We start from the raw sequence: 22136 nt of genomic DNA on the forward strand, positions 1-22136 counted from the left end.
TGGACAGCGCTCCATGTCCCGGACCCGGCGAGTAATCCGCCCCGCCGCTATATCCCGCTCGATCACAGCCCGTCGCCGCAAGGTCGCCGGCCGAGCGCCCTTCCCGTGCGACGGGATGGGAGAAGGATAGGGCCGCCCGGAACGCGGTCGGAGAAATGGGCGAAGATTTTTGCGGAGACCTTATGCGGCAATGCATTGGCCCGGAAAAATGCGGGTGCTGAGGGCGAGTTCGTCCCGTATTTTCCCTCCCCGGCCCGGGGAGGGGGCTGAGCCGAAGGCGAAGCGGGCGGGGGCGGCTTAGCAAGGCGTCCGCGCTCTCGTCGCCGAGCCCTCCCCACCCGGCCGTTGCTGCGCGCCGACCGCCCTCCCCCGACGGGGAGGGAGAAGGGCGCCTACGCCGCCTGGGCGCCGGGGGCGGCGCCCAGGCCTTGCATGATCATCTTGTTGATCTCGATAAGGGGCTCGAAGTCCTCTTCCTTGCGCATGACGGCGGAGGAATGGCGGCTTACGAACAGGCTGATTGAGATGAGTTGGGCCCGCAGGGGCGCCGGCAGGGCGTTGTCCGGGTTGGAACAGTCAGTGGCCAGGGTCGACCAGAGCCGCCGGTTCCAGTCCAGGGCGTCGATGCGGGTCTTGATGTCGGCCGGATCAGCGCGGGAAGCTTCCAGAAGCGCCCGCGTGACCTGGCCGAACAGCCGATACTCCGCCTCACGCGGATTTTCCGCCCTAGCGGTCGCTGTCTTGTAGGCCTGAAGCGACATCGCCGATCCTCGACTCTTCGTATTCAACCAGTTTTCGGGCGGCCATCAGGGCCTTGTAATATTCGCGGGCCATGACGTGCCGGGAGGCGGCGACGCAATCGGCCAGAATCTCGGGATTTCGCGTGGCCCCCATGAACTCGGACAGGCGCATGGCGAACTCGTCGTAGAATTTCTCCGCCGAGGACTCGTCCAGATACATCATCATGACGGGGAAATAGATGCGCCGCGCCGGAGAGGTCACTTCATCGGCCTGCATGATGTCCTTCTCGCGCAGGACCGAGGCCTTGTTCTGGAGCAGGAGCACGCCCCGGCGGTCGCCGTTCTGCACAACGGCCCCGTTGAGGACGAATTTTTCGCCCGGCTTGAGCGACAGTTTCAACGGCATGACGACCCTCCCGCGCCCCATTCCTATCGAGGCTCGCCTGACGCTGATTAAACAAACGTGGTTAACCATCCCTTGTGGTTCCGACGGCAGCATGAGGTGAATCCGCATCCGGGAGACCAGAGTTGAGCATCGCATTCGAGGCGCCCGCCGCCCTGCCGGGGCTGGCCCGCGTCGCCGCCGCGGCCGCCGGGGACGCCGCCTCACCGGAGGCCGTCGGTCGGCTGTCCCGGGTTCTGGCCCGGGACGGGGGCAAGGCGAAGAAGCAGGCCCGCGCCGCCCTGGCCCAGTTGAAGGCCGCCGTCGCCGACCTGCGCGTGCACGATTACCAGGGTGCCAGCAGGAAGGCCCTGAAAGCCCTGGAAGCGGACAGCCAGAGCGGCGTCGCGTGGCACGTTCTGGCCATCGCACGCGAAAAGGCCGGGGATCTGGTGCAGGCGTTGAACGCCTACGAAGCGGCGCTGAAGCTTCTGCCGCAGGATACGGCGGTTGCCCAGGATCTGGCGCGACTGGCCCAGAGACTGGGCTATCTGGAGATCGCCGAGAAGCTGCTGCTGCACTATCTGGCGGCGGACCCGGACCATATCGAGGCGATCAACAACCTGGCCTGCGTCCTGCGCGACCAGAACCGGTATGACGAGGCCGTGGAGGTGCTGCGCGCCCGCATCCAGACCGCGCCTGACAGCGCCCTGATGTGGAACACCCTGGGCACCGTGCTGGGCGACCAGGGCGACATGGCCGCCGCCCTGACCTTCTATGACGAGGCGCTGCGACTGAAGCCGGACTTCGCCAAGGCGCGCTATAACCGGGGCAACGCCCGCCAGCCGCTGGGTGATTTCGAGGGGGCGCTGGAGGACCTTGAGGCCGCCCTGCCCCACGCCACGCCCGGCTACGAGACCGCCATGATGACCATGGCCCGCGCCCTGACCCTGATGACGGCCGGGCGGCTGAAGGAGGGCTTCGAGGCCTATGAGGTCCGTCTTGACCCCGCCATGCCCGACGCCATCTCCGTCGTCGCGGACGGCCCGCGCTGGACCCCCGGTCAGCCTCTAGAGGGCAAGCGGATCCTGGTCGTGGGCGAACAGGGCATCGCCGACGAGTTCATTTTCGCCAATACGCTCCCGGACCTGATCCGCGCCGTCGGACCCGGGGGACAGGTCTTTCTGGCGGTCGAGCCCCGGCTGGTCTCGATCTTCCAGCGCAGTTTTCCGGAGACGGTGGTGGGCGGACACCAGGCGGTGCGGCAGGCCGGCCGGTTGATCCGTTTCGCCCCGTTTATGAAAGAGCACGGCGCGGTGGACGGCTGGGCGCCCATGGCCAGTCTGCTGGCGGTGTTCCGGCCCACCATCGCCGCCTTTCCCGACCACGCCGGATACATGAGGGCCGATCCGGAGCGCGTGGCGCGCTGGCGGACCGAACTGGCGGCTCTGGGCGAAGGCTTCAAGGTCGGCCTGCACTGGAAGAGTTTGGTGCTGAAGGGCGTTCGATCCCGCTATTTCTCGCCCTTCGACCAGTGGCGGCCGGTGCTGACCACGCCTGGATGCATCATGGTCAACCTGCAGTGCGGCGACACCGCCGCAGAACTGGCCCAGGCCGAGGCGGAAGGTCTGAGGATCTGGACCCCGCCCATCAACCTGAAGGACGATCTGGAGGACGTGGCGGCCCTGTCGGTCGCGCTGGACCTGGTGATCGGGCCCGGCATCGCCGGGACCAACATCGCAGCGGCCGTGGGCGCGAACACCTGGATGATCCAGGCGCCAGACGACTGGCACTTGCTGGGCACGGGAGAAACCTATCCCTTTTATCCGCGCATGCGGGGGTGGGCGGCCGGGTCTTTCGGGCGCTGGGACGGGGTGATGGCGGAGATGGCCGCCGAACTGGCGCGAATATCTTCGCCAGGCCGGAACACCGCCTGATCCGCACACGTTCCACTCCCGGATTAAGGGAGCCGAGACCATGGCCGAACGGGAAGAGCCCGACGAACAGGATCAGTCCGAAACCTTCGACGAAACCCATCTGGACGACGAGGGCGACGGCGAGATCACCCTCGAGGAGATGGACGTTCTGGACGTCACCCAGGAAGCGGGTGATGCGGACGACGAGGATCTGGAGCTGGAGGATGTCCAGGCGCTGGACGGCGTCGACCCGCGCGCTGACGCCCGGACCGACGGCGGCGAACAGCCGCTCAATGAGCTGGATGCCGAAAGCGACGGCGACTACAGCGCCGACGAGATCGAACTGGTGCCTTCGGGCCTGATGCGCAACGTCAAGGGCGCCCAGGGCTCGGCGGCGCACTGGGAGTCCCGCCGTCTGGACGACGACGACATCGACTCCCTGGGCTACGGCCCCGACGAAGAACCCCAGAAGGAAGCCTGATGACAGACCGCCAACGCGAAGACGATATCGACGCCCCCTACGCCCGCAAGATCGCGCCGGAAGAGGGCAAGCCCGATCAACTGGACGACACGGACCGCACGGCCAAGGATCGTCAGGAGGACCTGATCGACGAGGCGGTGGAGGAGACGTTCCCCGCCAGTGATCCCGCGACGCCCAAGCGCATCACCTGAACCCTGTTCAGGTGCGTCCTGATCCGCTACCCACTCTTGTTCTTCATGAATGGAGTGAATGAATGGATCGGTTCCAGGGCACCGAAAACTACATTGCGACCGACGACCTGAAGGTGGCGGTCAATGCGGCCGTGACCCTGGAGCGGCCGCTGCTCATCAAGGGCGAGCCGGGCACCGGAAAGACGGTGCTGGCCTATGAGCTGGCCGAAGCGCTGGGCGCGCCCCTGATCACCTGGCACATCAAGTCCACCACCAAGGCCCATCAGGGCCTGTACGAATACGATGCCGTATCCCGCCTGCGCGACAGCCAGCTGGGCGAGGAACGGGTCCACGACGTGCGAAACTATCTGAAGCGCGGCAAGCTGTGGGAAGCATTCAAGGCTCCGCAGCGGCCCGTGCTGCTGATCGACGAAATCGACAAGGCCGACATCGAGTTCCCCAACGACCTGTTGCAGGAGCTGGACCGCATGGAGTTCTACGTCCACGAGACGGATGAGACGATCCGGGCCGAGGTCAGGCCTGTGGTGATCATCACCTCCAACAACGAGAAGGAGTTGCCCGACGCCTTTCTGCGCCGCTGCTTCTTCCACTACATCCGCTTCCCCGACGAGCCGACCATGAAGGCCATCGTCGAGGTGCACTATCCGGGCCTGAAGCCGCGTCTGGTGTCCGAGGCGCTGAAGACCTTCTACCAGATCCGCGAAACGCCGGGCCTGAAGAAGAAGCCGTCCACCTCCGAACTGCTGGACTGGCTGAAGCTGCTGATGGTCGATGACGTGACGCCGGAGACCTTGGCCGAGCGCGATCCCAATCGGCTGATCCCGCCCCTGCACGGCGCCCTGCTGAAGAACGAGCAGGACGTCCACCTGTTCGAGCGTCTGGCGTTCCTGCAGCGCCGCGAAACCGGACGACCGGGCGGCTGAGACCTTCCGGCAACCGGTTACGGCGATTTCACTGGCGCAGGAACGCCCCCGGCGCACAATAGGGATGAAACAGGAGCCGACATCATGCGCGCCCTCATCATTGTACCGGTCTGTGTCGCAGCGTTCGTCTCCGCCTGCGATTCCGAACCCTCGATCCGCATTTCCCGCGACGGCGACCAACACGCCGAAACCGGCGGCGCCCTGCGCGTCGTGGACGCCCTGCAGTGCCCCCAGGTCGATGGGGTGCTGACCCGGCGAGGCGCGCCCGCGGCCGACGGCCTGTCGTGCGAATACACCGGTCCCCGCGGGTCGCAGGTGACCCTGCGGCTGGTGCGCCTGAACGGGACCGGCCTGGCGGCGCTGGACGGCCTGGAGAGCGAGGTGCAGCAGTTGCTGCCTTCCGCCATCAATCGCGTGGGCGGAAGCGTCGCAGCCGCCTCCGGGGCCAGCCGCACCAGTCCGGACTCTGCGGCAGACGGCGAACAGGTGGACGTGCGCGTCCCGGGCGTCAGCATTCAGGCCCAGGGCGAAAACGCCACCGTACGTATCCCGGGGATCAGCATCGACACTGACGGCGGCCAGTCCAGCGTCCGCATCGGCGGGTTCAGCATCCGGACCGATGAGGCCGGCGACCAGGTCAACATCAGCACGGACAGCGATGCTGTGCGTATTCGCGCCCAGGAACAGGCCGTCGAAATCCGCACGCGCGACACCGGTCAGGGGATCCGCGCCACCTATATCCTGGTGGACGAGCGCGGTTCCGAGCTGGACTGGAGACTGGTCGGCTACGAGGCGCGCGGCCCCGAGGGCGGCCCCCTGGTGGTGGCCGTGGTGCGCAGCAAGGACCGCCGCGAGGATGATGTGTTCGACGCCGCGAAGTCGCTGGTGCGCCTGAACGTGGGAGATTAACCGGGGCGCCGGGCTTGATCGCCGGGCCCGAATGCGTCACCTCCGGGCCTCGAACCCACGGAGTGATCTTGGCCCAGGCGCGACAGAAGACCAGCGAAAAGGCGCCGCGCGCGTGGCAGCGAATGCTGTCCGGACGGCGGCTGGACCTGCTGGACCCCTCGCCCTTCGACATCGAGATCGAGGACATCGCCCATGGCCTGGCGCGCGTCGCCCGCTGGAACGGCCAGACCATCGGCGACCACGCCTTCTCCGTCGCCCAACACAGCGTCGTGGTGGAAGAGATCGTCGCTCATATCCAGCCGGATATCGCCCCAAAATGGCGGCTGGCGGCCCTGCTGCATGACGCGTCGGAGTATGTGATCGGCGACATGATCTCGCCGTTCAAATCGGCCTTGGGCTTCAACTACAAGGAATTCGAGGCGCGGCTGGAAAGCGCCATCCATCTGCGCTTCGGGTTGCCGCCGAAATCGCCCGCGGCCATCAAGAGCCTGATCAAGAAAGCCGACCGGGCCTGCGCCTTTTTCGAGGCGACCCAACTGGCCGGTTTCGACCGCAAGGAGTCCCTCCGCCTGTTCGGCGCCCCGCCGCCTGACTACGATCTGGTGATCCAGCCCCTGCCGGCCGGCCAGGCCCAGGCGCGCTATCTGGAGCGTTACAGGCTGCTGGCCGGCGCCATGGGCGTGCTGCCCGCCGCCGACGCCTGGCATACGGAGTAGGCATGGACCGCGCCGTTCAGGACCAGGGTGTGCTGATCGGGCTGTCGGTGGTGGTGTTCGCCCTGCGCGACGGCGAGGCGGTGGTGCTGACCACCGGCGGCGGCCCCGACGGCGCCGGCCTGCCCTTCGGGCCGTTCGAGCCGACGCGTCACCGCACCTTCGAGCTGGCTTTGCGCGATTTCGTGGCCGAACAGACAACCTTTCCGCTGGGCTATGTGGAGCAGCTCTATACTTTCGGCGACGCGGGCCGGGAGTCGCCCCGCGCCGAGATGGGCGTGGGCGCCCGCCGTGTGGTGTCGGTGGGCTATCTGGCCCTGACCCACGACGCCAGCGCGGTCGCGGGGCCCGGCGCAGCCTGGACCCCGGTGCTGGACTTCTTTCCGTGGGAGGACTGGCGCGACGGGCGTCCCGGCGTCATCGATCAGGTGCTGGCCGCCCCGCTGATGGCCTGGGCCGCCCGCAAGGACGCCGCGGCCCGCACCCCCCGGGCCGAACGCCTGTTCGCCCTCAAGCCGGGCGCGCGCTGGAACGAGCAGCAGGTGCTGGAACGCTATGAACTGCTCTACGAAGCCGGTCTGGCCCCGGAGGCGGGCCGCGACCACGATCAGGCGCCCGCCGCGCTGCCCGGCCGCACCATGGTCTCGGACCACCGCCGCATCCTGGCCACCGCCCTGGCGCGGCTGCGCAGCAAGATGAAATACCGCCCGGTCCTGTTCGACCTGACGCCGGAAACCTTCACCCTGTCCCAGCTCCAGGCCGCCGCAGAGGCGGTCTCGGGCCTGTCCCTGCACAAACAGAATTTCCGCCGCGGCGTGGAGCGCACCGGCCTCGTCGAGCCCACCGGACGGCTGAGCGCGGCTACCGGCGGGCGGCCCGCCGAGCTCTATCGCTATCGCGGACCCGAGGCCTCCGGCGGGGGCGTCACCGGCCTGTCCCTGCCCGGCCAGCGATAATCACAACGGAACGCTTGCGGGAAACGCCCGAGGCGATTAGACATCCCGCCTCGCTCGACCACCCCTTGGGGAAACAGCGACCGCGGAGAGGTGGCAGAGTGGTCGAATGTACCGCACTCGAAATGCGGCGTACGTGGAAGCGTACCGTGGGTTCGAATCCCACCCTCTCCGCCACATCGCCCTATTAAACGGCGGAATCATCAGGTTTTTATGTGCGGCGCCGTCCGGTACCTATGTTGGTCCCTGCTGTTAGGGGGACCCTAGTAGCGCACATGTTTTTGACAAAACAGCTACGAGAACTCTAGCCGGGGAGTTTCCAGGAAAGGGACACCGCCCCCTGACGCGGACGGCAGCCGGGGGGGGCAGGGGGTCCGGACCCTGGCCGGGCCCCCTGCGATACGTCTTCTAGAACCGCCAGTTCAGGGTCGCCGCCAGTGCGTTGGCGTTGAGTCCGGAACCGTACTGGCCAGCCCAGTCGACAGTGAGGCTGAGGCGGTCCTTCAGGTCCAGGCCGAGGCCCAGTCCGGCGATCATGGCGTCTTCGGCCACGGGCAAGCCGTGGACGGTGAAGGCGGGGGCGGGGCTGGCGGCGAAGGCGTGGCGGCCGTCGCCGGCCGTATCGTCCCAGGCGTGACGCCAGCCGAGGCGGCCCGACAGGGTTGCGTGGCGGCCGTCGCCCTGATGGTACGACCGGCTCATGCCCAGCCCGATGGTGGCCAGACTGGCGGCCTGCACCCGGCCCTGCACCGCCAGCGCGGCCTCGCCCCCGGTCTCGGTGAAGGCGTCGGTTTCGGTGCGCACCCGGGCGAGGTTGACGAAGGGCGCCAGCGTGGCGGCCGGGCCCATGTCGACCCGCCATGAGGCCTCCACGAAGGCGTGGACCGTCTGGGCGTCATAGTCCGCCCGCAGCACCTCGAAGAAGCCGGGGAACACGACCCGCCGCTCCGTCTCGATCTCGTGCCAGGTTCCGGACACGGCCCCCTTCAGGCCCAGGCCTTCCCACTGGCCCGAGCCATAGGCGGCCAGGCTGAGGCTGGTTCCCTCCGCCCGCCCGGCGCGGGCGTGGCTGGCGTCGTCGTGATCCGAGGCGCCGGCCGCCACGCCCAGACGCACCGCGCCGAAGCCCGCGTCCGCCCCCATCATCAGGCCGGCGGCCCCGGGGGTCAGGGAGGCGGCGTTGCCGTCCGCAGCCATGCGGGTGCGCGAGCCGGTGGCTTCAGCCCAGAAGGCCGCGCCGCGCTCGATGTCCCGCGCCGCGTCCATGCGCCGGCCCAGGGTTCCGGCCAGCCTCTGCGCCGCCTCGGACCGGGCCGTGCGGATCGAGCCGTGCAGTTCCCCCGACAGCATGTCGAAGGCCAGACGGGCGTTGCCGGCGTTCAGCCCCACCACCGCGTCGTACAGGGCCGCTCCGGAGCCCGCAGCCTCCACCGCCGCGGCGGTGGCGCGCTGGTTGACGCTCTCGCCCACCGCCGGGAACGGGACGGCGTTGCGCTCCAGGGTCATCAGCACCGCATTGGTCTGATAGGTCAGGCTGGCGTCCAGGAAGGCGAAGTCCGTCTCGATGGCCTCGAAGGCGCCGGTCACCCCACCCACGGCCGTCAGGATGGTGTAGGTGGACGACGGACCATAGGCGCCCGGATAACCCACGTGACGCACCACGCCCCCGTTCAGGGTCGCCGTGCCGCCCGCCACGATGCGGTCAGAGGCGCCGGAAGTCGGGTCGACCTCCACCTCGTAGATAGAGCCCGCCTCGAAGGTGACGTCGCCGGTGACGTTCAGCGTGCCGATGGACTCGCCCGGCGCGATCACCGATCCGGCCTCCGCCATCAGTTCGGCCAAGGCGCCCGAGCCCGACAGCATGGCGCCATCGGCGATGCGCAGCCGCCCGCCCAGAATCCCGTTCAGCACCAGCAGCCCGTCGCGGATCTCGGTGGTCCCGTCGAAGGCCGAGGAATCGCCCGTCAGGGCCAGGGCGCCCGCCCCGGTCTTGGCGAAGGTCCCCGTCCCGCTCAGCACGCCGGCCCACGTGGCGTTCCCGTTTGCATTGAGGGTGAAGTTCGCCCCCGAGGCCACGGCCACGTCGCCGGAGAACGCCCCGGCCTGGCCGATCAGCCCGCCGGTCTGGACCGACCAGTCCATGGCCGATCCGCCCGTGAGGCTCAGCACCCCCGCGCCGCGCTTGATCGTCAGGCCGTCGCCGGTGATGGCGCCGGCGAAGACGCCGTTCACGCCCTGGTCGAACACCAAGGTCGCGTCATTGTCGATGTCGCCGGTCAGGGACGCCGTGTTCCCGATCAGGGTCCCGCTGCGCACGAAGGTTCCGCCCGCATAGCTGTTGGTCCCGGTCAGGACCAGCACGCCCAGATCGGTCTTCACCAGAGCGCCCTCGCCGGTCAGGCTGGAGGCGATGGTCGCGGTCATGGCCGCCCCCGCCGCCGTGCCGTCGCCCACCCGGATGATGGTCTCGGCCTCCGTCAGTTCGATCCCGTCACCGGTGATGGCGTAGCCGTCCACCGCGAACTGCATGCCGGTGATGCCGACGCCGGCGCCGTCCACGGTCACGGTCCCGCCGATCCCCATGAACACCGCAAAGGCCGGGTTGTCATAAGCCCCGTTCACCGCCCCGTCCGCCCCGGTCCAGCCGCGGCCCGACAGGCTCCACGTCCCCGATCCGCCCTGGACCGCCCCGTCGTCAGCCGCCCCGCCGCCATCCCAGAAGCGCAGGTCCACCTCATGGCTGGAAACCAGGTTCACCTGACTGGCCACCGAGGTCTGGACGAACAGATCCTCCAGGCTGACCCCGTCCGGCGCCGAGGCGATGTCCAGCCCGTTGTCAGTCAGCACGCCGCCGTAGTCGAACAGGCGGTAGACCCCCGCCCCGAAGCCGCCCACGTCCGTCACCGCAAGGGCGCCGTCCAGGGTCAGGTCCCCGGCCACGTCGAACAGGGCCGTATCCCCCGCCGCCCCCAGCGCGACCGCTACCGTCGAGCCCTCCGACAGCACCAGCGTCCCAAGGCCCAGCGTCTGGCCCTGAACGCCCGAAAGCGTCCCGCCGTCCGCGATGGTCACGGCGCCCAGCACCGACCCCGAACCGCCCAGCGCCCCGCCCGTCACGGACACATCTCCGCCCAGCACCCCGTCCACCCGCAGGGTCCCGCCGGTCAGGGACGAGGTCCCGGTGAAGGCGCTGGAATCCCCGCCAAGTCGCGTCACGCCCGCTAGATGACGGAGCGTGCCCGCCCCGGACAACGACGCCGCAAAGCCGTAGTCCGTCCCTGTATGATTGAAGACCAGCGACCCGGTCCCGGCGCCGAAGACGAGCGCGTCGACGTCGAGCCGCCCCGCCGCCTGCGCCGAACCACCCGCAGCCGCGCCGATGCTCAGGACGCCCGAGACCCCCGCCTCGCGGGCGAGGATCACCTGGCCCCCGGCCGCCAGCACGCCGCCGTCCGACAGCACGGCCTCGCCATCGCCCCAGGCGCCGATCACGGCTTCCCCGGTGAGGGTCATGCGGCTGTCGGCGCCCGTGACGACAAGGCCCCCCTCACCGCCCCCGAAGGCGCCCACATAGGCGTCAGTCCCGGCGACCGAGGCCCCGTCCTGCACGCGAAGCGATCCCTGCCCCCGGCTGCCGATCTGGAGCTGGTTGAAGGTCACGGTGGAGCCCGCCCCCGACACGAGCGCTTCGCCCTGGCTGCCCGCATTGGCGCCGACGTAGAGAACGCTGCCGGCCACGGTCACCGCGCCGCCGTCCAGCACCCGGAGCGCCCCCGACCCGTAGGCGCCCACATACAGCTGGCCGGAAGCGCTCCACAGCGATCCCGCGCCCGATACCGTCGCCACGCCCTGGCCGTCGGCGTTGGCGCCGATGGAGCTCCACGGCATGCCGGATTCGACCACCCCGCCGTCCAGGATGTTCAGCACACCCCTGCCGTCGCTTCCCACGAACAGCCCCTGGGCGGTGGACAACCGCGAACCGGCGCCGGTGACGGTTCCTTCGCCGTGTCCGCCCACCAGGCTCCCGAAGTAAATCTGGCCGGCAGCCGTCACGACCCCGCCGTCGGCGACCTGCAGCGCGCCGACGCCCTGCATCCCGACCGTCAGCACGCTGCTGCCGTTCCATCGTGAGCCGGGGCCGGTGACGGTGGCGACACCGGCCGAACCGGCGTTGACGCCGATCCCGGCCCAGCCGCTGCTGACCAGCCCGCCGTCGGCGATGATCATCGCGCCGGCGCCATTGAGCCCCACGGCCAGCTGGTTGCTGGTGCTCCACTGCGAACCGGAACCGCTCACCGTCGCCGAGCCGGACGCGCCCGTCTCCAGCCCGATGAAGCTGTCGCCGTTGGTGACCGAGCCCCCGTTGCGGATGATCAGGGCGCCGTCGTCGCCCGTGATGCGGCCAAGGGTGTAGGTCGTGCCTGTGTGGCTGCCGCCGTCGAAGATCAGGGCGCCGTTTCGCACGGTGGTCTCCCCTGTCCAGCTGTTGGCGCCGGTGAGGACCAAGCTCCCCAGATCGGTCTTGGTGACGCTGGTCGCGCCGCTCAGCGCTGAAGCGATTGTCGCGGTCCAGTCCGCGCCCGCCGCCGTGCCATTGCCCACGCGCAGGTTGACGCCCGATCCGGCCGTCTCCTCCACCAGCTCCAGGCCGTCGCCGGTCAGGACATAGCCGTCCGCCACGAACTGCAGCCCGGTGACCGACAGGGCGCCGGCGCTGTCGTCCAGGGTGACGGTCCCGCCGGTCCCCATGAACACCGCCAGGCCGGGCACAGGGATCATGGCGCCGTTGGCCGCGCCGTCGAGATCGGTCCAGGTCTCGCTGGCCAGAGTCCAGGTCCCGTCGCCGCCGTCGATGACGCCGTTGTCCGCGTTCGCCGGATCGCCGCCGTCCCAGAACAGCAGGTCGGCCAGCCCGGCGTTGACCAGATTGATCCGGCCCGCGACCGCGGTCTGCACCGCCAGCCGGCCGGCGCTGTAGCCCACCGGCAGGTCGCCGATGGCGAGACCGTTGTTGGTCAGGCTTCCGCCATAGGTGATCAGGCCATACACGCCGGCACCGAAGTCGCCTGCGTCGGTGATGTCCAGCGTCCCGTCCAGCGTCAGGTCGCCCGCGACGTCGAACAGAGCGTCGGAAGTCGGAGACCCGAGGGTCACATCCAGAACCGACGCCGAACTCAGGGTCAGGGATCCCATGGTGAACACCGAGCCAGCCTCGCCGACGAGGCTGCCGGCGCCGACGCTCACTGCGCCGAGCACGGAGCCGGGCCCGCCGAGCGAACCGCTGGAGACAGTCACCTGCCCGCCCAGGACGTCCGCGACGCGCAGATCTCCGCCGGCCACCGTCGTGGCGCCCATAAAAGTCGTATTGGCGCGGGTAAGGGTCGTGAGGCCCTCCAGCACATCAATTTGACCGGCGCCGGTGATTAGGACGTCAAAGTCATAGTCGGTCTCGGTGTGATTGAAAGCCAGCGTGCCGGTTCCCGCACCGAAACGCACCTCGCCAGCTTCAAGGACGCCCGCCCCTAGTGCGGCGTCGCCCGCGGCCGCGCCGATGCTTAGCGCCCCGCCGCCCGCAGCGCCGAATCCCACGTGAACCACGCCGGTTCCCGCCCCGGCCCGCACGACGCCGCCGTCGGCGATCTCCAGCGCGCCGGCGCCCAACGCGCCGACATAGAGGACGCTGTTGCTCCAGACGGAGCCCGCGCCTGTGATGCGGGCCGATCCCGATGAACCCGTTTGGCTGCCCAGGAGGCCGGCATTATTGGATACCGTCGCGCCTTGTGCCACGATCAGGTCGCCCTGCCCCTGATAGCCCACATAAAGGGCTCCGCTGTTCGCCCAGCTGGCGCCGGTTCCGGTCACGGTCACGTCGCCGACCGCTCCGGCCAGCCCGCCAATCACCCCCTGCCCTGCCGTGATCTGCCCACCGTCGGAGATGAGCAAGGCGCCCTCTCCGGTACTGCCAACGACGAACTCGCTGGTCACGGTCCAAGCAGATCCCGACCCAGTCACCGTCGCCTCGCCGCTGCCGCCGGCGCGCAACCCGACCGTGCCATAGTAGGAATTGACCGAGCCGCCGTCGGAGATAGTAAGGATCCCGACGCCGTCCTCACCGACCCGGAAATTGCCGCCGCTGACGTCCCAAGCGGAGTCTGCCCCGGTCACCGTGACCGCCCCATGAGCGCCGCTATCGGTGCCGATCGTGACATTGCCGCTTTCGATCGTGCCCCCGGCGCGCAGGATCAGCTCGCCGTCATCGCCGGCGAGCTGGCCGACATGGTATGCCCCCACGGCCTGGTTGCTGGCGCCTTCGATCACCAGCAATCCGCCATGGATGGCCGTGAGGCCGTTCCAGCTGTTGTCGGCCGTCAGGATGGTCGTCCCCGCGTAATGGCTCACCCCACCCGTGCCGGTGATCAGCGGCGCGAAGACGTAGTCCGACGCCGTGTGGTTGAAGACCAGTTCGCTGTTGCCGAGGCCGAAACGCACCTCGCCCGCGTCCAGGGTTCCCGCCGCCATGGCCGCCTCTCCGGCTTCTGCGCCGATGGCCAGGACGCCTGCGGACCCGGTATTGGCGCCGACGTTGACGACGCCGGTTCCGCCATCGACTCTGACCACGCCGCTGTCAGCGATTTCGAGCAGCCCGGTCCCATAATAGCCGATGTGAAGCGCGTCATTATTGGCCCACAGGGAGTTCGGCCCGGAGACGGTCGCCGACCCGTTCGATGCGCCATCGGCGCCCACGAAGCCGACCGAATTGGCGACTTGGCCGCCAGCCGAGATCGCTAGCGCACCGGTGCCCTGGTAGCCGATATACAGCTCGGTGCTGCTGGTGAACTGCGAACCCGCCCCCGCCACCGTCATGGCGCCGGTCGAACCGGCTTGATTGCCTAAGAAGGCCAGGCTGTTGGTGGAGAAGGCGCCGCTATCCAGGACCTGCAGTTCGCCATAGCCGGCGTCGCCGACCATCAAACCGCCGCTGCTGGCCCAGAGCGAACCCGCGCCGGTGACCGTGGCGACGCCGGTCGCGCCGCTGGCGGAGCCCAGGGTAATCACGCCGCTGGCAAGCGTCCCGCCCTCCCGGACGATCAGGGCGCCGTCGTCGCCATCCGCCAGACCGATGATGTAGCCGCCCGCGCCCTGGTCATTGTCGCCCTCTATCACCAGGGCGCCGCCTCGCACCGTGGTCTGGCCGGTCCAGGTGTTGTCCGCCGTCAGAACCAGCTCGCCAGCGCCGATCTTCTCGAACGGGCGAGGACCGTTCAACTCCGAGACCACGCCCGACTGGGTGGCCGAGCCGGTCAGGACCTGGAACTGCGTCGTGTTGGAATCGATGACGACGGGGTTCGCGATGGTCACGCCGTCGGCATAGTCGATCACCGAGCCGGTCGTGGTCAGGGTCGAGCCGCCCAGGGCGCCGTTGGAGCCCAGCGTCAGCGTGCCGCCCTCCAGCAGGGTGGAACCGGTATAGGTGCTCGCGCCCGTCAAGGTGGTGTGGCCCGACAGAAGACGGATCGTGCCCGCCCCATGTATGTTGGCTCCTAGCGAGAAATCGTCATCGGTGTGGTTGAAGACGATGGAGCCGGCGCCATTTCCGAAGAAGATCGTCGGCGTGTTCAGCGTCCCCGCCGCCGCCGCAGCATCGCCCGCCGCCGCGCCGAAATTGAGCACCCCGGACGACACGCTGCTGGTGGCGAGCGTCAGGCCCCCCGTGCTCACCGCACCGCCGTCCGCTATGGTCAGCGTCCCGGCGCCGGAACCGCCTACATCCAGACGGGTGGTGCTGGTCCAGGTGCTGCCCGCCCCTGTGACCGTGACCTCGCCTATGGAGCCGATGAAAGAGCCGATGAAGGCTGCTGGGACGGTGACCGCGCCGCCATCCGCAGCGGTGAGGTTCCCACCCCCGTTCGATCCGACGAAAAGGACCTCACCCCCAGTAAAGGCGCTATCGGCCCCGGTGACGATCACATCTCCGACCCCTGATGCAGACCGCCCGAGCCATGCCCTCCAGTAATCGACCACACCCCCGTCCGAGATGGTCAGGATCCCCACCTGCGACTGGCCGACGGTAAGCTCCTGCCCGACCAGCCAGTTGCTACCGGCCCCCGTCACAGTGACCTCGGCGCGCGATTGATAGCCAAGGCCCCCGTTGAAGCTTGTGACCTCGCCGCCATTGCGAATGGTGAGGAACCCGTTCCCACTGTTCAGAGCGATATAAAGGGTGCCGCCGATGCCCCAGTAGGCGGGCCGGGTGGAGGGCGGGATCCCAGCGCCTTGCCCGGCGCCGTCAACGATCTCATGCATGCCGAAATCGATAGACTGAGCGGCAGCCACATCGTGCGCCGCGATCACCATCAGCGCGGTCGCCGCCGACATGGCTGTCGTCGTCAGAAGCGCCCAGCGCTCGGTCTTGCCCTCGGGCCGTTCGCGTCCCACGCGATGAAAAACCGACTTCCGCATGACGCGCCCACCCTGAACAATTTCTTTCCGAAACCCCCGCTACCCCACTTTGCCAAGCGACGCGCGGAAACTGTTTGCGTATAACTTCGTCATCGACATCGGGTGGTTAGCTGTGGCTGAAGCCTGTTCTCGGGAGTCAGTAAGCGTGGCTTTGAGCAACAACCCGGCCGTCAAGGTGCGTCAGCCCGTGTTTGACGCGCCCTGTCGCAACGCCGCCTCCATTCTGGCCCACCCGGATTTTCCGCTGGCCCGCGCGACCTACATCCGCGACGTGCTGGCGCTGTACAGCCACGATCCGTCCGTCAACAAGCTGCTGGTGGTGGCGGCGCGGATGGTGCTCTTCTTCGTCGTCATCTGCATGGACGCCAGTTATCGCCCCGAGGACCGGTCCACCTGGCCCACGATCGGCCGACTCAAGGCGACGCTGGCCACCTTCGGCCTGGCCAGCTCACGGCGGATCGACCAGATCATCGGGCGCCTGGTCCAGACCGGCTTCCTTGAGAGCAGGCCGTCGCCGGCCGACGGCCGGGTTCGCCTGCTGCGCCCCACAGCGCGAACCCTGGAGCATGACCAGGACTGGCTGGTCGCGCACTACCGTCCGCTCGCTTGCCTGTTCGGGGAGGCGGACTACCGCCTTCCGCTGAACCGGGACGTCGACTTCCAGAACACCCAGCGCCGGATCGCCATGGCGTTCATGGAGGAGTCGGCGGGCGTGCTGATGCGCAACCCCGGCGTCATGTTGTTCTTTTCGCGCGAGGCCGGGATCCTGGTGCTGATGGAGCTGGCGTACGCCTCGATCCTCGAGGGGTCGGCCACGGTGCCCCTGTCCATGACCCGTCTCGGTCAGCGCCGGGGGGTGTCCCGCACTCATGTCAGCCAGCTCCTGGTCGACGCTGAGGCCCAGGGCCTGGTGACGCTTGACCGGCCGGGCCGCCGGATCACCCTGACCCCGGCCCTGCTCGCCAGCCTGGATCAGTTCATCGCCGACGGCATGTCCAACCACGACCTGACCTGCGCCCTGGCGGTAAGGGAGATGCGCTAGCGTTCCTGGCCAAAGCCGCCGGAAAGCCGCGAGGCCGCTCCATTCGCTCCGCATGGCCGTCGTCGCCCCCCGCTCGGCCGCGGACGCCTGGCCCCCGCGGCGGCTTCCGCAGGTCTAAGGCAGAGATTGGCCCATCCGGAGCCGTTCCACGGGTTAAGGCTCAGGGTTCTGGAGCACGCCACCAGACTGTCGACGAACGGGATGGTGGCGCTGAGACAGCGGCAGTCGGCCTCGGCGACGGGGATGGAGTCCGGCTTCACGCGCAGCGCGCGTTTGGCTGACGTTTACCTTCAGGCAAGGCTTCCCGTTCATCCCGCGCTAAGCCTACCTCCTCGCGTCATATTAAGCCTTCACGGCTAGGGTCATGTGGAACAGGAGATCAGGTTCGCCATGACCCGCTCGCTCAGCATTGTCGCCGCTCTCACCCTGGTCGGGAGCTGTTTCGCCGCCACCGGCGTCGCCGCCTCGGACAGCCAGTCCGGCACCACCTACCGCCTCACAGCACGGGTGCCGGTGGCCTGCTGGGTGCGCCCAAGCGGCGCGTTGCTCGCCAGCCCGGGCGTGTCAGGCTCGGTCGTCGAGGCGTGCAATGCGCCGGGCGGCTTCACGGTTTCCGCGCAATACCGGGCTCTCGGAGACAGCGAGACAGCCAGCCTGCGCTATGCCGGCCGCACCATCCAGCTGTCCAGGAGCGGCGAACAAATTCTCCGTCGCTCGAACCTGGCCACCATCAGGACCGTCGACTACCAGTTCGACGATGTGGAGCTGACCGCGCCCCTGATCCTGTCCCTGACCATCCAGCCGATCTGACCGTCCCGGCTACAGCGCCGCGACCGTGAAGGTGATCACGTCGGTGTACTCGCCGGCACGGCGTCCCGCGACATCACCGATCCGCACGCTCAACGGATAGTCGTCCGCCCGGGCACGCCGAGAAACGACAGCGAAGCCATCGGGCGACGCCAGATTCATGCGATGGGCGCCGACTTCGAGCTCATAATCGACGTACCATTCGGTGGCGCCCATCCGGAGTCGGCCGCCGTTCGCCGATCCCACGGACACCCGATAGCCGCCCGTGCTCATGACGTAGAGAGCAGCAGACAATTGCCTGGGACCCGGCGTGAGTTCACCCAGGTCGATCCGCGCGACGCCATTGCTGCGCTGAAACTCGCCTTTCAATCCCAGGACCGCCGCCGGAACCACATCCAGGGCGAGCGTCAGCGGGCGTTCGCCAACGATGACCCCTGATCGGTCCTCGAGGGCGATGCGCGCGTTCTGGACGTGGAGCCCTTGGGCCGGCACCTCGCCAGGGGCGATCGCGAATGTGAAGCGCAGCAAGCTGCGCTCGCCCGGTTCAAGGGCCACCGGCTGGGCGTTGATCCGCCGGGCATTGAGGCCGGCCCGGGGCGTCAGGTCCGCGCCGTCCCGCTCATCGATCAACGCGTAGGGAATGCGGCCGGACTCTCCAGCCTTGCGAAGGCCGTACTCTTCTCCCGAAAGATCCACCCTGATCGTGCCGGAGCAGCGCACATCCCCCTGGTTCACGACCGCAACATCGAACTGGTTCAGGGTCGCATCCTGGGCAAAGGGATCGTAACGGATCGTCCAGGCGTCCTGCGACGGCTGCAAGGACAGGCTGCACGCCTGACCCGCGCCCGCCGTCGCCAGGCAGAGGAAGATGCCGGCGGCCCCGACGGCGAGATTCGCTCTGAAGGACATGATGAACCTCTTGATCAATCGACGACGTCGATGGGAACCCGGACGATCTGCAAGTCAAGCAGGCCGTCAGAATCAGACGGAACCGTAAACTCAAACCCCTGTCGAGGCGTGGTGAACAATTCGACCCTGTAGCGCCGGCCAGGCTCGAGCGATTGGGCGGCAAAGCGTCCCACCGAATTGGTGAAGAACAGTTGCGGCTCGGCGCCCGGATCATCGACCGGGATCAGATGCCCGCTGATCAGCGCCAGCGGCCTGTCGCCGTTGCCGACGAGTCGGCCCAGCGCGCTGACATACGCATTGCTCCCCACCTCGATGGCGTATCCGCTCTTGTAGGCGGGATGAACGCGCAGGATGCCCTCGCCGATGTCATAGCCGCGCGGCGCGTTGATGGCGTCATAGCGAACGGACTGGTTCACATAAGCGGTCAGAATGTTGGAGAGCGCGGGGCCGAAAGCGCCGCTCCGGGCGGTGTATCGTCCGCCCTCCAGACTCTCGCCCACGATGACGTCATGATCCCGCAGGCTTTCGTGCGGATACACAATGGCGAAGCTGTCATAGATGTTGCGTCCGATCGCCACCTTTCCGCCCGTCGTGGCGATCGAGGCGCCGATGCGCAGGCTGGTCACCTGCTCCTCGGTGATGTTCGAAAAGTCGCGGCCAAAGGCGATGTGGCTGAGGGTCGCGTCGAACCGGTTCGAGCTGTAATCCACCTGTCCCGAAACGGAGCCGGCTCCGTCATCGTAGGTGGAGGCCAGGGAATAGCCGAAGGAGTCGACGCGGTTCGCCGCCGCACGCTGGAACCGGACGCTCCCGGAATCGCGCGCCGAGTTGTAGCGAGCCTCGCCCCGGTCGCGGAAATTGGGGGTCCAGATCAGGGCGACGGTCGCGCCAAAACCAGAGTCGCTCGACCCAAACGGGCCTGATCGAATACCGAAGTCAGCGTATTCCAGCCCCATCTGGACGCTCCAGTCGGGGGTCACCCGATAGGTGCTGGAGGCGTTGATCGTGTAGGCATCGTCACGGGAAGAGTCGCGGCTCACCCGGTAGCTGGCTGAAAGGTTGCCGATCCAGTCCGGCGAGAAGCGGCGAGAGTAGCCGGCGCTGAAGGACCAGGATGTGGGATTATCACCAAAGCGGTTGCCCAGGTTGGCGAAATCGTCCGAGACGAAGTCGGCCACAAAATTCAGGGCGTCAGCGGAGTCGCCCCTGTCGAGCAGAAAGTCATAGCCCAGCGCCACGGCATAACCCTGCCCGGCGTCCTCACTGTTGCTCAGGGACGCATCCATCTGGATCCGGGAACCGTTTCGCAGGATCAATTGCCCCTGTCCGGTCACGGTCTGCACGCGTTCGGACGCCTGGAGCCCGAGGCCGATGGAGGGCCGATCCCTGAAGGCCTTGCGATAGAACCCGGTGAAGGCCAACTCGCCGTCGGCATAGTCAGGCTCGCCGAAAACGCCTTCACTCGTGAGACCGAGATAGGCGCCATATTCGTAATCGCCAGGCTCCAGGTCGATGCTGTCAAGATAGGCGCTGTAGGAAACGCTTTCGCGGCGCCCGGATTCCCCCTGGATATCGATCTCGATATTGTTGCCGCCAGCATCCAACGGCAGATTGCTGACATCATACTGGCCCGGGTCCAGTCGGAATTCGCGCACGAACACGCCGTTGCGGGATACGCGTACTACAGAGGATTCCTGCAGGATCAGCTGCCGGGACCCGGACAAAACGTTGTTGCGGAACGATTCAAACCGCCGACGCTGGCGGCTGACGCCCAGTCCGCCGAGGTCGGTGAACCCCTGCCGCCCCCGGACCTCGGGATCGAGATCGCCCACCGTCCATCGCCGGAAGGCTTCGGGCTGGTCATAGACGAGACGAGCGTAGCGACGCTCGAAGGAATAGGTATCGGTGAACCGGTCCTCCCGCCCCTGGACATCGGCTTCCAGCACGACGCCGGCCATGCGGATCGCACCGTTCAGAAAGAGGCTTGGCCGCTCAATATCGCCCGTCGAGTTTCGCCGGCTGACCGCCATGTTGGCGTTCAGATAGGCGCTGAAATTCTCAGGCCCCTGCTCGGGGGCGTCGGGTTCGCCGCCCCGAAACAGGAACTCGGGCGTCCGTTTGCCGGGATCAATGCGCAGGACCAGAACGGCCAGTTGCTCGGGATCGTAGTCGAGTTGAATGCCGGCCGCGTTGATCTCCTCCGGCGCGAACTGGGGCACCCCTTCGAGCGACGCCCTCAATTCTGCGTTCGCCTCGTCCGTCAGCAGCGGGCTGATCAGGCTGATGAAGCCAGCGCTGTTCACGATGAAGCGGTCATCGGCAGTGAGCAGCACGGGCATCTCGCCCAGCACCCGCCGGTTGAACTGCAGCGGCACCGTCATGGCGATGTCGCGGTCATAGGGGTTGATGTTGGGCCGCGGCGGCGGCTCCTGCGCGCCACCCGGAACTTCCGCAAGAACCGCGGGCTGGATTACGCCCTGACCGACTCCGGCTCCCGCGACCGCCCAGTTGAGCGGCGCCGCGAGAGCCATGATCGGTGCAAGCGCGACACCTGCCAGAGCTCTCTCCCAAGTCTTCATCGCGCGAACCGCACTGTCACCGGCCTGGCCGGATCAAGGGCCGTTCCGGTGGGCAGTCGGAAGGTGCGCCGGCCTCCGGCGGGAGCCAGGTACCCGACACCTACAGTTTCGGCGACCTCCTGCCCCGTGAGGGTCAGATTGAAGGGTTCTCCGCTCGCGGTCGTGCCCTCGATGATCCAGGTGGCGCCGCTCATCAGGGCGTAGCGCCGGCCGGTGTTGGTTACGGTGATCTCGACGCCCGGCTGCGCGGGGGGCGGGGCGATCGTTTCGCCGTTCGTCAGCGAGGGGTCGACTTCCGGCGCCGGCGGGGTGACCATTGCGGGTGTGACGGAGACGATCTGCACGTTGGGCTGGGCGCCGTCAGGCGCGACCACGATCAGCGCCTTCATCGTGTACAGCACCGAGACGGTCACGGCGCCGCCAGCTTCCGACTGCACGGGCTCGGTGGCGACCGGCAGTTGCCGAACCCAGAGATAGTAGGCGTGTGACACCTCAAGGTGGGGTTCGCCGACCCACTGGACCCGAACCACCTGCCGCCCGCCTACGGGCACCACGCCCTGCGGAGGGAAGACCAGAAATTCCTCGTCGGCCGGGGTTTCGACCAGTTCACCGTTTTCGTCGAACTCTACCCGGGTGATCAGGGTTTCGAACGGCAGGGCGGCCGAGCCTATGTTGCCCACCTCGATGCGCGTGGTCGATCCGGCGCCGGTGGTGGTCAGCTCCGAAACCATAGGCGCCACACGCATAGCCCAGGCGGCTGACAGAAACGACATGCCGACAGCCAGAGTCGCGGCGAACGCCAACCCTTTCAAGGTCGACTGAAGCTGGCCCCGTCGAAACATATTGGGTCTCCAGATCCGCGAGCGCGGATTGATTGTTGGTATCAAGCGGCCCAGAGCGAGGGCCCAGCTCCGGAACGAGAAAGAGGAGGGGCTGCGCCCCTCCTGTTCCCCGAACCGGACTGTGGTTCCTTACAGGCCGGCGGAGATGGTCACGCCGAAGGTGCCGGCATAGGTGCCGGCGAGCAGGGCCCTGGCGGGGGTGGGGACGACGATGTCGAGCGACATGGCCGACTTCCAGGCGCCGTGCTGACGCGAGGCCTGGTCGGCGTTCTCGGCGACGGTCAGGGTC

15 protein-coding genes and 1 tRNA gene are annotated in these 22136 nt (G+C 67.9%); 10 read left to right on the forward strand and 6 right to left on the reverse strand.

Annotation, left to right across the window (positions count from 1 at the left end; genetic code table 11):
• Nucleotides 1-392: 392 nt before the first annotated feature.
• Both flaF and flbT read right to left on the reverse strand, forming a co-directional pair.
• Entirely contained in the window at nt 393-761 is a 369-nt protein-coding gene (gene flaF / locus ACK4FB_RS14360) for a flagellar biosynthesis regulator FlaF (RefSeq protein ID WP_409753743.1), read from the reverse strand.
• Nucleotides 727-1146 (reverse strand): flagellar biosynthesis repressor FlbT, encoded by a 420-nt coding sequence (flbT, locus tag ACK4FB_RS14365; protein ID WP_409753746.1) that lies wholly within the window; start codon nt 1144-1146, stop codon nt 727-729. The genes flaF and flbT overlap by 35 nt, the downstream gene beginning before the upstream one ends.
• Nucleotides 1147-1268: 122 nt before the next feature.
• On the opposite strand from flbT, the gene ACK4FB_RS14370 reads away from it, so the two are divergent.
• The 8 genes from ACK4FB_RS14370 (at nt 1269) to ACK4FB_RS14405 (ending at nt 7385) form a co-directional block, all read left to right on the forward strand.
• Complete coding sequence (locus ACK4FB_RS14370) at nt 1269-3059, forward strand: tetratricopeptide repeat protein (protein WP_409753749.1); 1791 nt, start codon at nt 1269-1271, stop codon at nt 3057-3059.
• A 40-nt stretch (nt 3060-3099) separates the two neighbouring features.
• On the forward strand, nt 3100-3519 hold the full coding sequence (locus ACK4FB_RS14375) for a hypothetical protein (protein WP_409753753.1): 420 nt from the start codon (nt 3100-3102) through the stop codon (nt 3517-3519).
• Entirely contained in the window at nt 3519-3710 is a 192-nt protein-coding gene (locus tag ACK4FB_RS14380) for a hypothetical protein (protein ID WP_409753756.1), read from the forward strand. The genes ACK4FB_RS14375 and ACK4FB_RS14380 overlap by 1 nt, the downstream gene beginning before the upstream one ends.
• Nucleotides 3711-3772: 62 nt before the next feature.
• On the forward strand, nt 3773-4633 hold the full coding sequence (locus ACK4FB_RS14385; protein ID WP_409753759.1) for an AAA family ATPase: 861 nt from the start codon (nt 3773-3775) through the stop codon (nt 4631-4633).
• A gap of 84 nt (nt 4634-4717) precedes the next feature.
• Nucleotides 4718-5542: a methyltransferase type 11 gene (locus ACK4FB_RS14390; RefSeq protein ID WP_409753762.1), complete on the forward strand. Its 825-nt coding sequence runs from the start codon at nt 4718-4720 to the stop codon at nt 5540-5542.
• Nucleotides 5543-5664: 122 nt separating this feature from the next.
• On the forward strand, nt 5665-6258 hold the full coding sequence (locus ACK4FB_RS14395) for a YfbR-like 5'-deoxynucleotidase (protein WP_409753785.1): 594 nt from the start codon (nt 5665-5667) through the stop codon (nt 6256-6258).
• Nucleotides 6259-6260: 2 nt separating this feature from the next.
• Complete coding sequence (locus ACK4FB_RS14400) at nt 6261-7211, forward strand: NUDIX hydrolase (protein ID WP_409753766.1); 951 nt, start codon at nt 6261-6263, stop codon at nt 7209-7211.
• A gap of 84 nt (nt 7212-7295) precedes the next feature.
• Nucleotides 7296-7385 (forward strand) — tRNA-Ser (locus ACK4FB_RS14405).
• Nucleotides 7386-7616: 231 nt separating this feature from the next.
• Here the strand turns inward: ACK4FB_RS14405 and ACK4FB_RS14410 are convergent.
• On the reverse strand, nt 7617-15668 hold the full coding sequence (locus tag ACK4FB_RS14410) for an autotransporter-associated beta strand repeat-containing protein (protein WP_409753768.1): 8052 nt from the start codon (nt 15666-15668) through the stop codon (nt 7617-7619).
• 145 nt (nt 15669-15813) lie between these two features.
• Here ACK4FB_RS14410 and ACK4FB_RS14415 point away from each other — a divergent pair, with 145 nt between their 5' ends.
• Together ACK4FB_RS14415 and ACK4FB_RS14420 are read left to right on the forward strand one after the other, a co-directional pair.
• Nucleotides 15814-16710: a hypothetical protein gene (locus ACK4FB_RS14415; protein ID WP_409753771.1), complete on the forward strand. Its 897-nt coding sequence runs from the start codon at nt 15814-15816 to the stop codon at nt 16708-16710.
• A gap of 390 nt (nt 16711-17100) precedes the next feature.
• Entirely contained in the window at nt 17101-17520 is a 420-nt protein-coding gene (locus tag ACK4FB_RS14420) for a hypothetical protein (RefSeq protein ID WP_409753774.1), read from the forward strand.
• Nucleotides 17521-17529: 9 nt separating this feature from the next.
• On the opposite strand, the gene ACK4FB_RS14425 is transcribed toward ACK4FB_RS14420, so the two are convergent.
• The 3 genes from ACK4FB_RS14425 to ACK4FB_RS14435 are packed head-to-tail and all read right to left on the reverse strand — an operon-like array spanning nt 17530 to nt 21778.
• Nucleotides 17530-18426 carry a hypothetical protein gene (locus ACK4FB_RS14425; protein ID WP_409753777.1) on the reverse strand — a complete coding sequence of 299 codons (897 nt, stop codon included), beginning with the start codon at nt 18424-18426 and terminating at the stop codon, nt 17530-17532.
• Nucleotides 18427-18440: 14 nt separating this feature from the next.
• Nucleotides 18441-20957 (reverse strand): hypothetical protein, encoded by a 2517-nt coding sequence (locus ACK4FB_RS14430; protein WP_409753779.1) that lies wholly within the window; start codon nt 20955-20957, stop codon nt 18441-18443.
• A 44-nt stretch (nt 20958-21001) separates the two neighbouring features.
• Entirely contained in the window at nt 21002-21778 is a 777-nt protein-coding gene (locus ACK4FB_RS14435) for a hypothetical protein (protein WP_409753782.1), read from the reverse strand.
• Nucleotides 21779-22136 lie beyond the last annotated feature (358 nt).

Origin of the sequence: Brevundimonas sp., assembly GCF_046299535.1 — a bacterium.
Taxonomy (GTDB): domain Bacteria; phylum Pseudomonadota; class Alphaproteobacteria; order Caulobacterales; family Caulobacteraceae; genus Brevundimonas.

Coding starts and splice junctions, on each gene's coding strand:
- ACK4FB_RS14400 (WP_409753766.1), top strand. CDS start 6,261: ATGGACCGCGCCGTTCAGGACCAGGGTGTGCTGATCGGGCTGTCGGTG.
- ACK4FB_RS14430 (WP_409753779.1), bottom strand. CDS start 20,957: ATGGCTCTCGCGGCGCCGCTCAACTGGGCGGTCGCGGGAGCCGGAGTC.
- ACK4FB_RS14425 (WP_409753777.1), bottom strand. CDS start 18,426: ATGTCCTTCAGAGCGAATCTCGCCGTCGGGGCCGCCGGCATCTTCCTC.
- ACK4FB_RS14410 (WP_409753768.1), bottom strand. CDS start 15,668: ATGCGGAAGTCGGTTTTTCATCGCGTGGGACGCGAACGGCCCGAGGGC.
- ACK4FB_RS14380 (WP_409753756.1), top strand. CDS start 3,519: ATGACAGACCGCCAACGCGAAGACGATATCGACGCCCCCTACGCCCGC.
- ACK4FB_RS14390 (WP_409753762.1), top strand. CDS start 4,718: ATGCGCGCCCTCATCATTGTACCGGTCTGTGTCGCAGCGTTCGTCTCC.
- ACK4FB_RS14420 (WP_409753774.1), top strand. CDS start 17,101: ATGACCCGCTCGCTCAGCATTGTCGCCGCTCTCACCCTGGTCGGGAGC.
- ACK4FB_RS14385 (WP_409753759.1), top strand. CDS start 3,773: ATGGATCGGTTCCAGGGCACCGAAAACTACATTGCGACCGACGACCTG.
- ACK4FB_RS14375 (WP_409753753.1), top strand. CDS start 3,100: ATGGCCGAACGGGAAGAGCCCGACGAACAGGATCAGTCCGAAACCTTC.
- ACK4FB_RS14395 (WP_409753785.1), top strand. CDS start 5,665: ATGCTGTCCGGACGGCGGCTGGACCTGCTGGACCCCTCGCCCTTCGAC.
- flbT (WP_409753746.1), bottom strand. CDS start 1,146: ATGCCGTTGAAACTGTCGCTCAAGCCGGGCGAAAAATTCGTCCTCAAC.
- ACK4FB_RS14435 (WP_409753782.1), bottom strand. CDS start 21,778: ATGTCGTTTCTGTCAGCCGCCTGGGCTATGCGTGTGGCGCCTATGGTT.
- flaF (WP_409753743.1), bottom strand. CDS start 761: ATGTCGCTTCAGGCCTACAAGACAGCGACCGCTAGGGCGGAAAATCCG.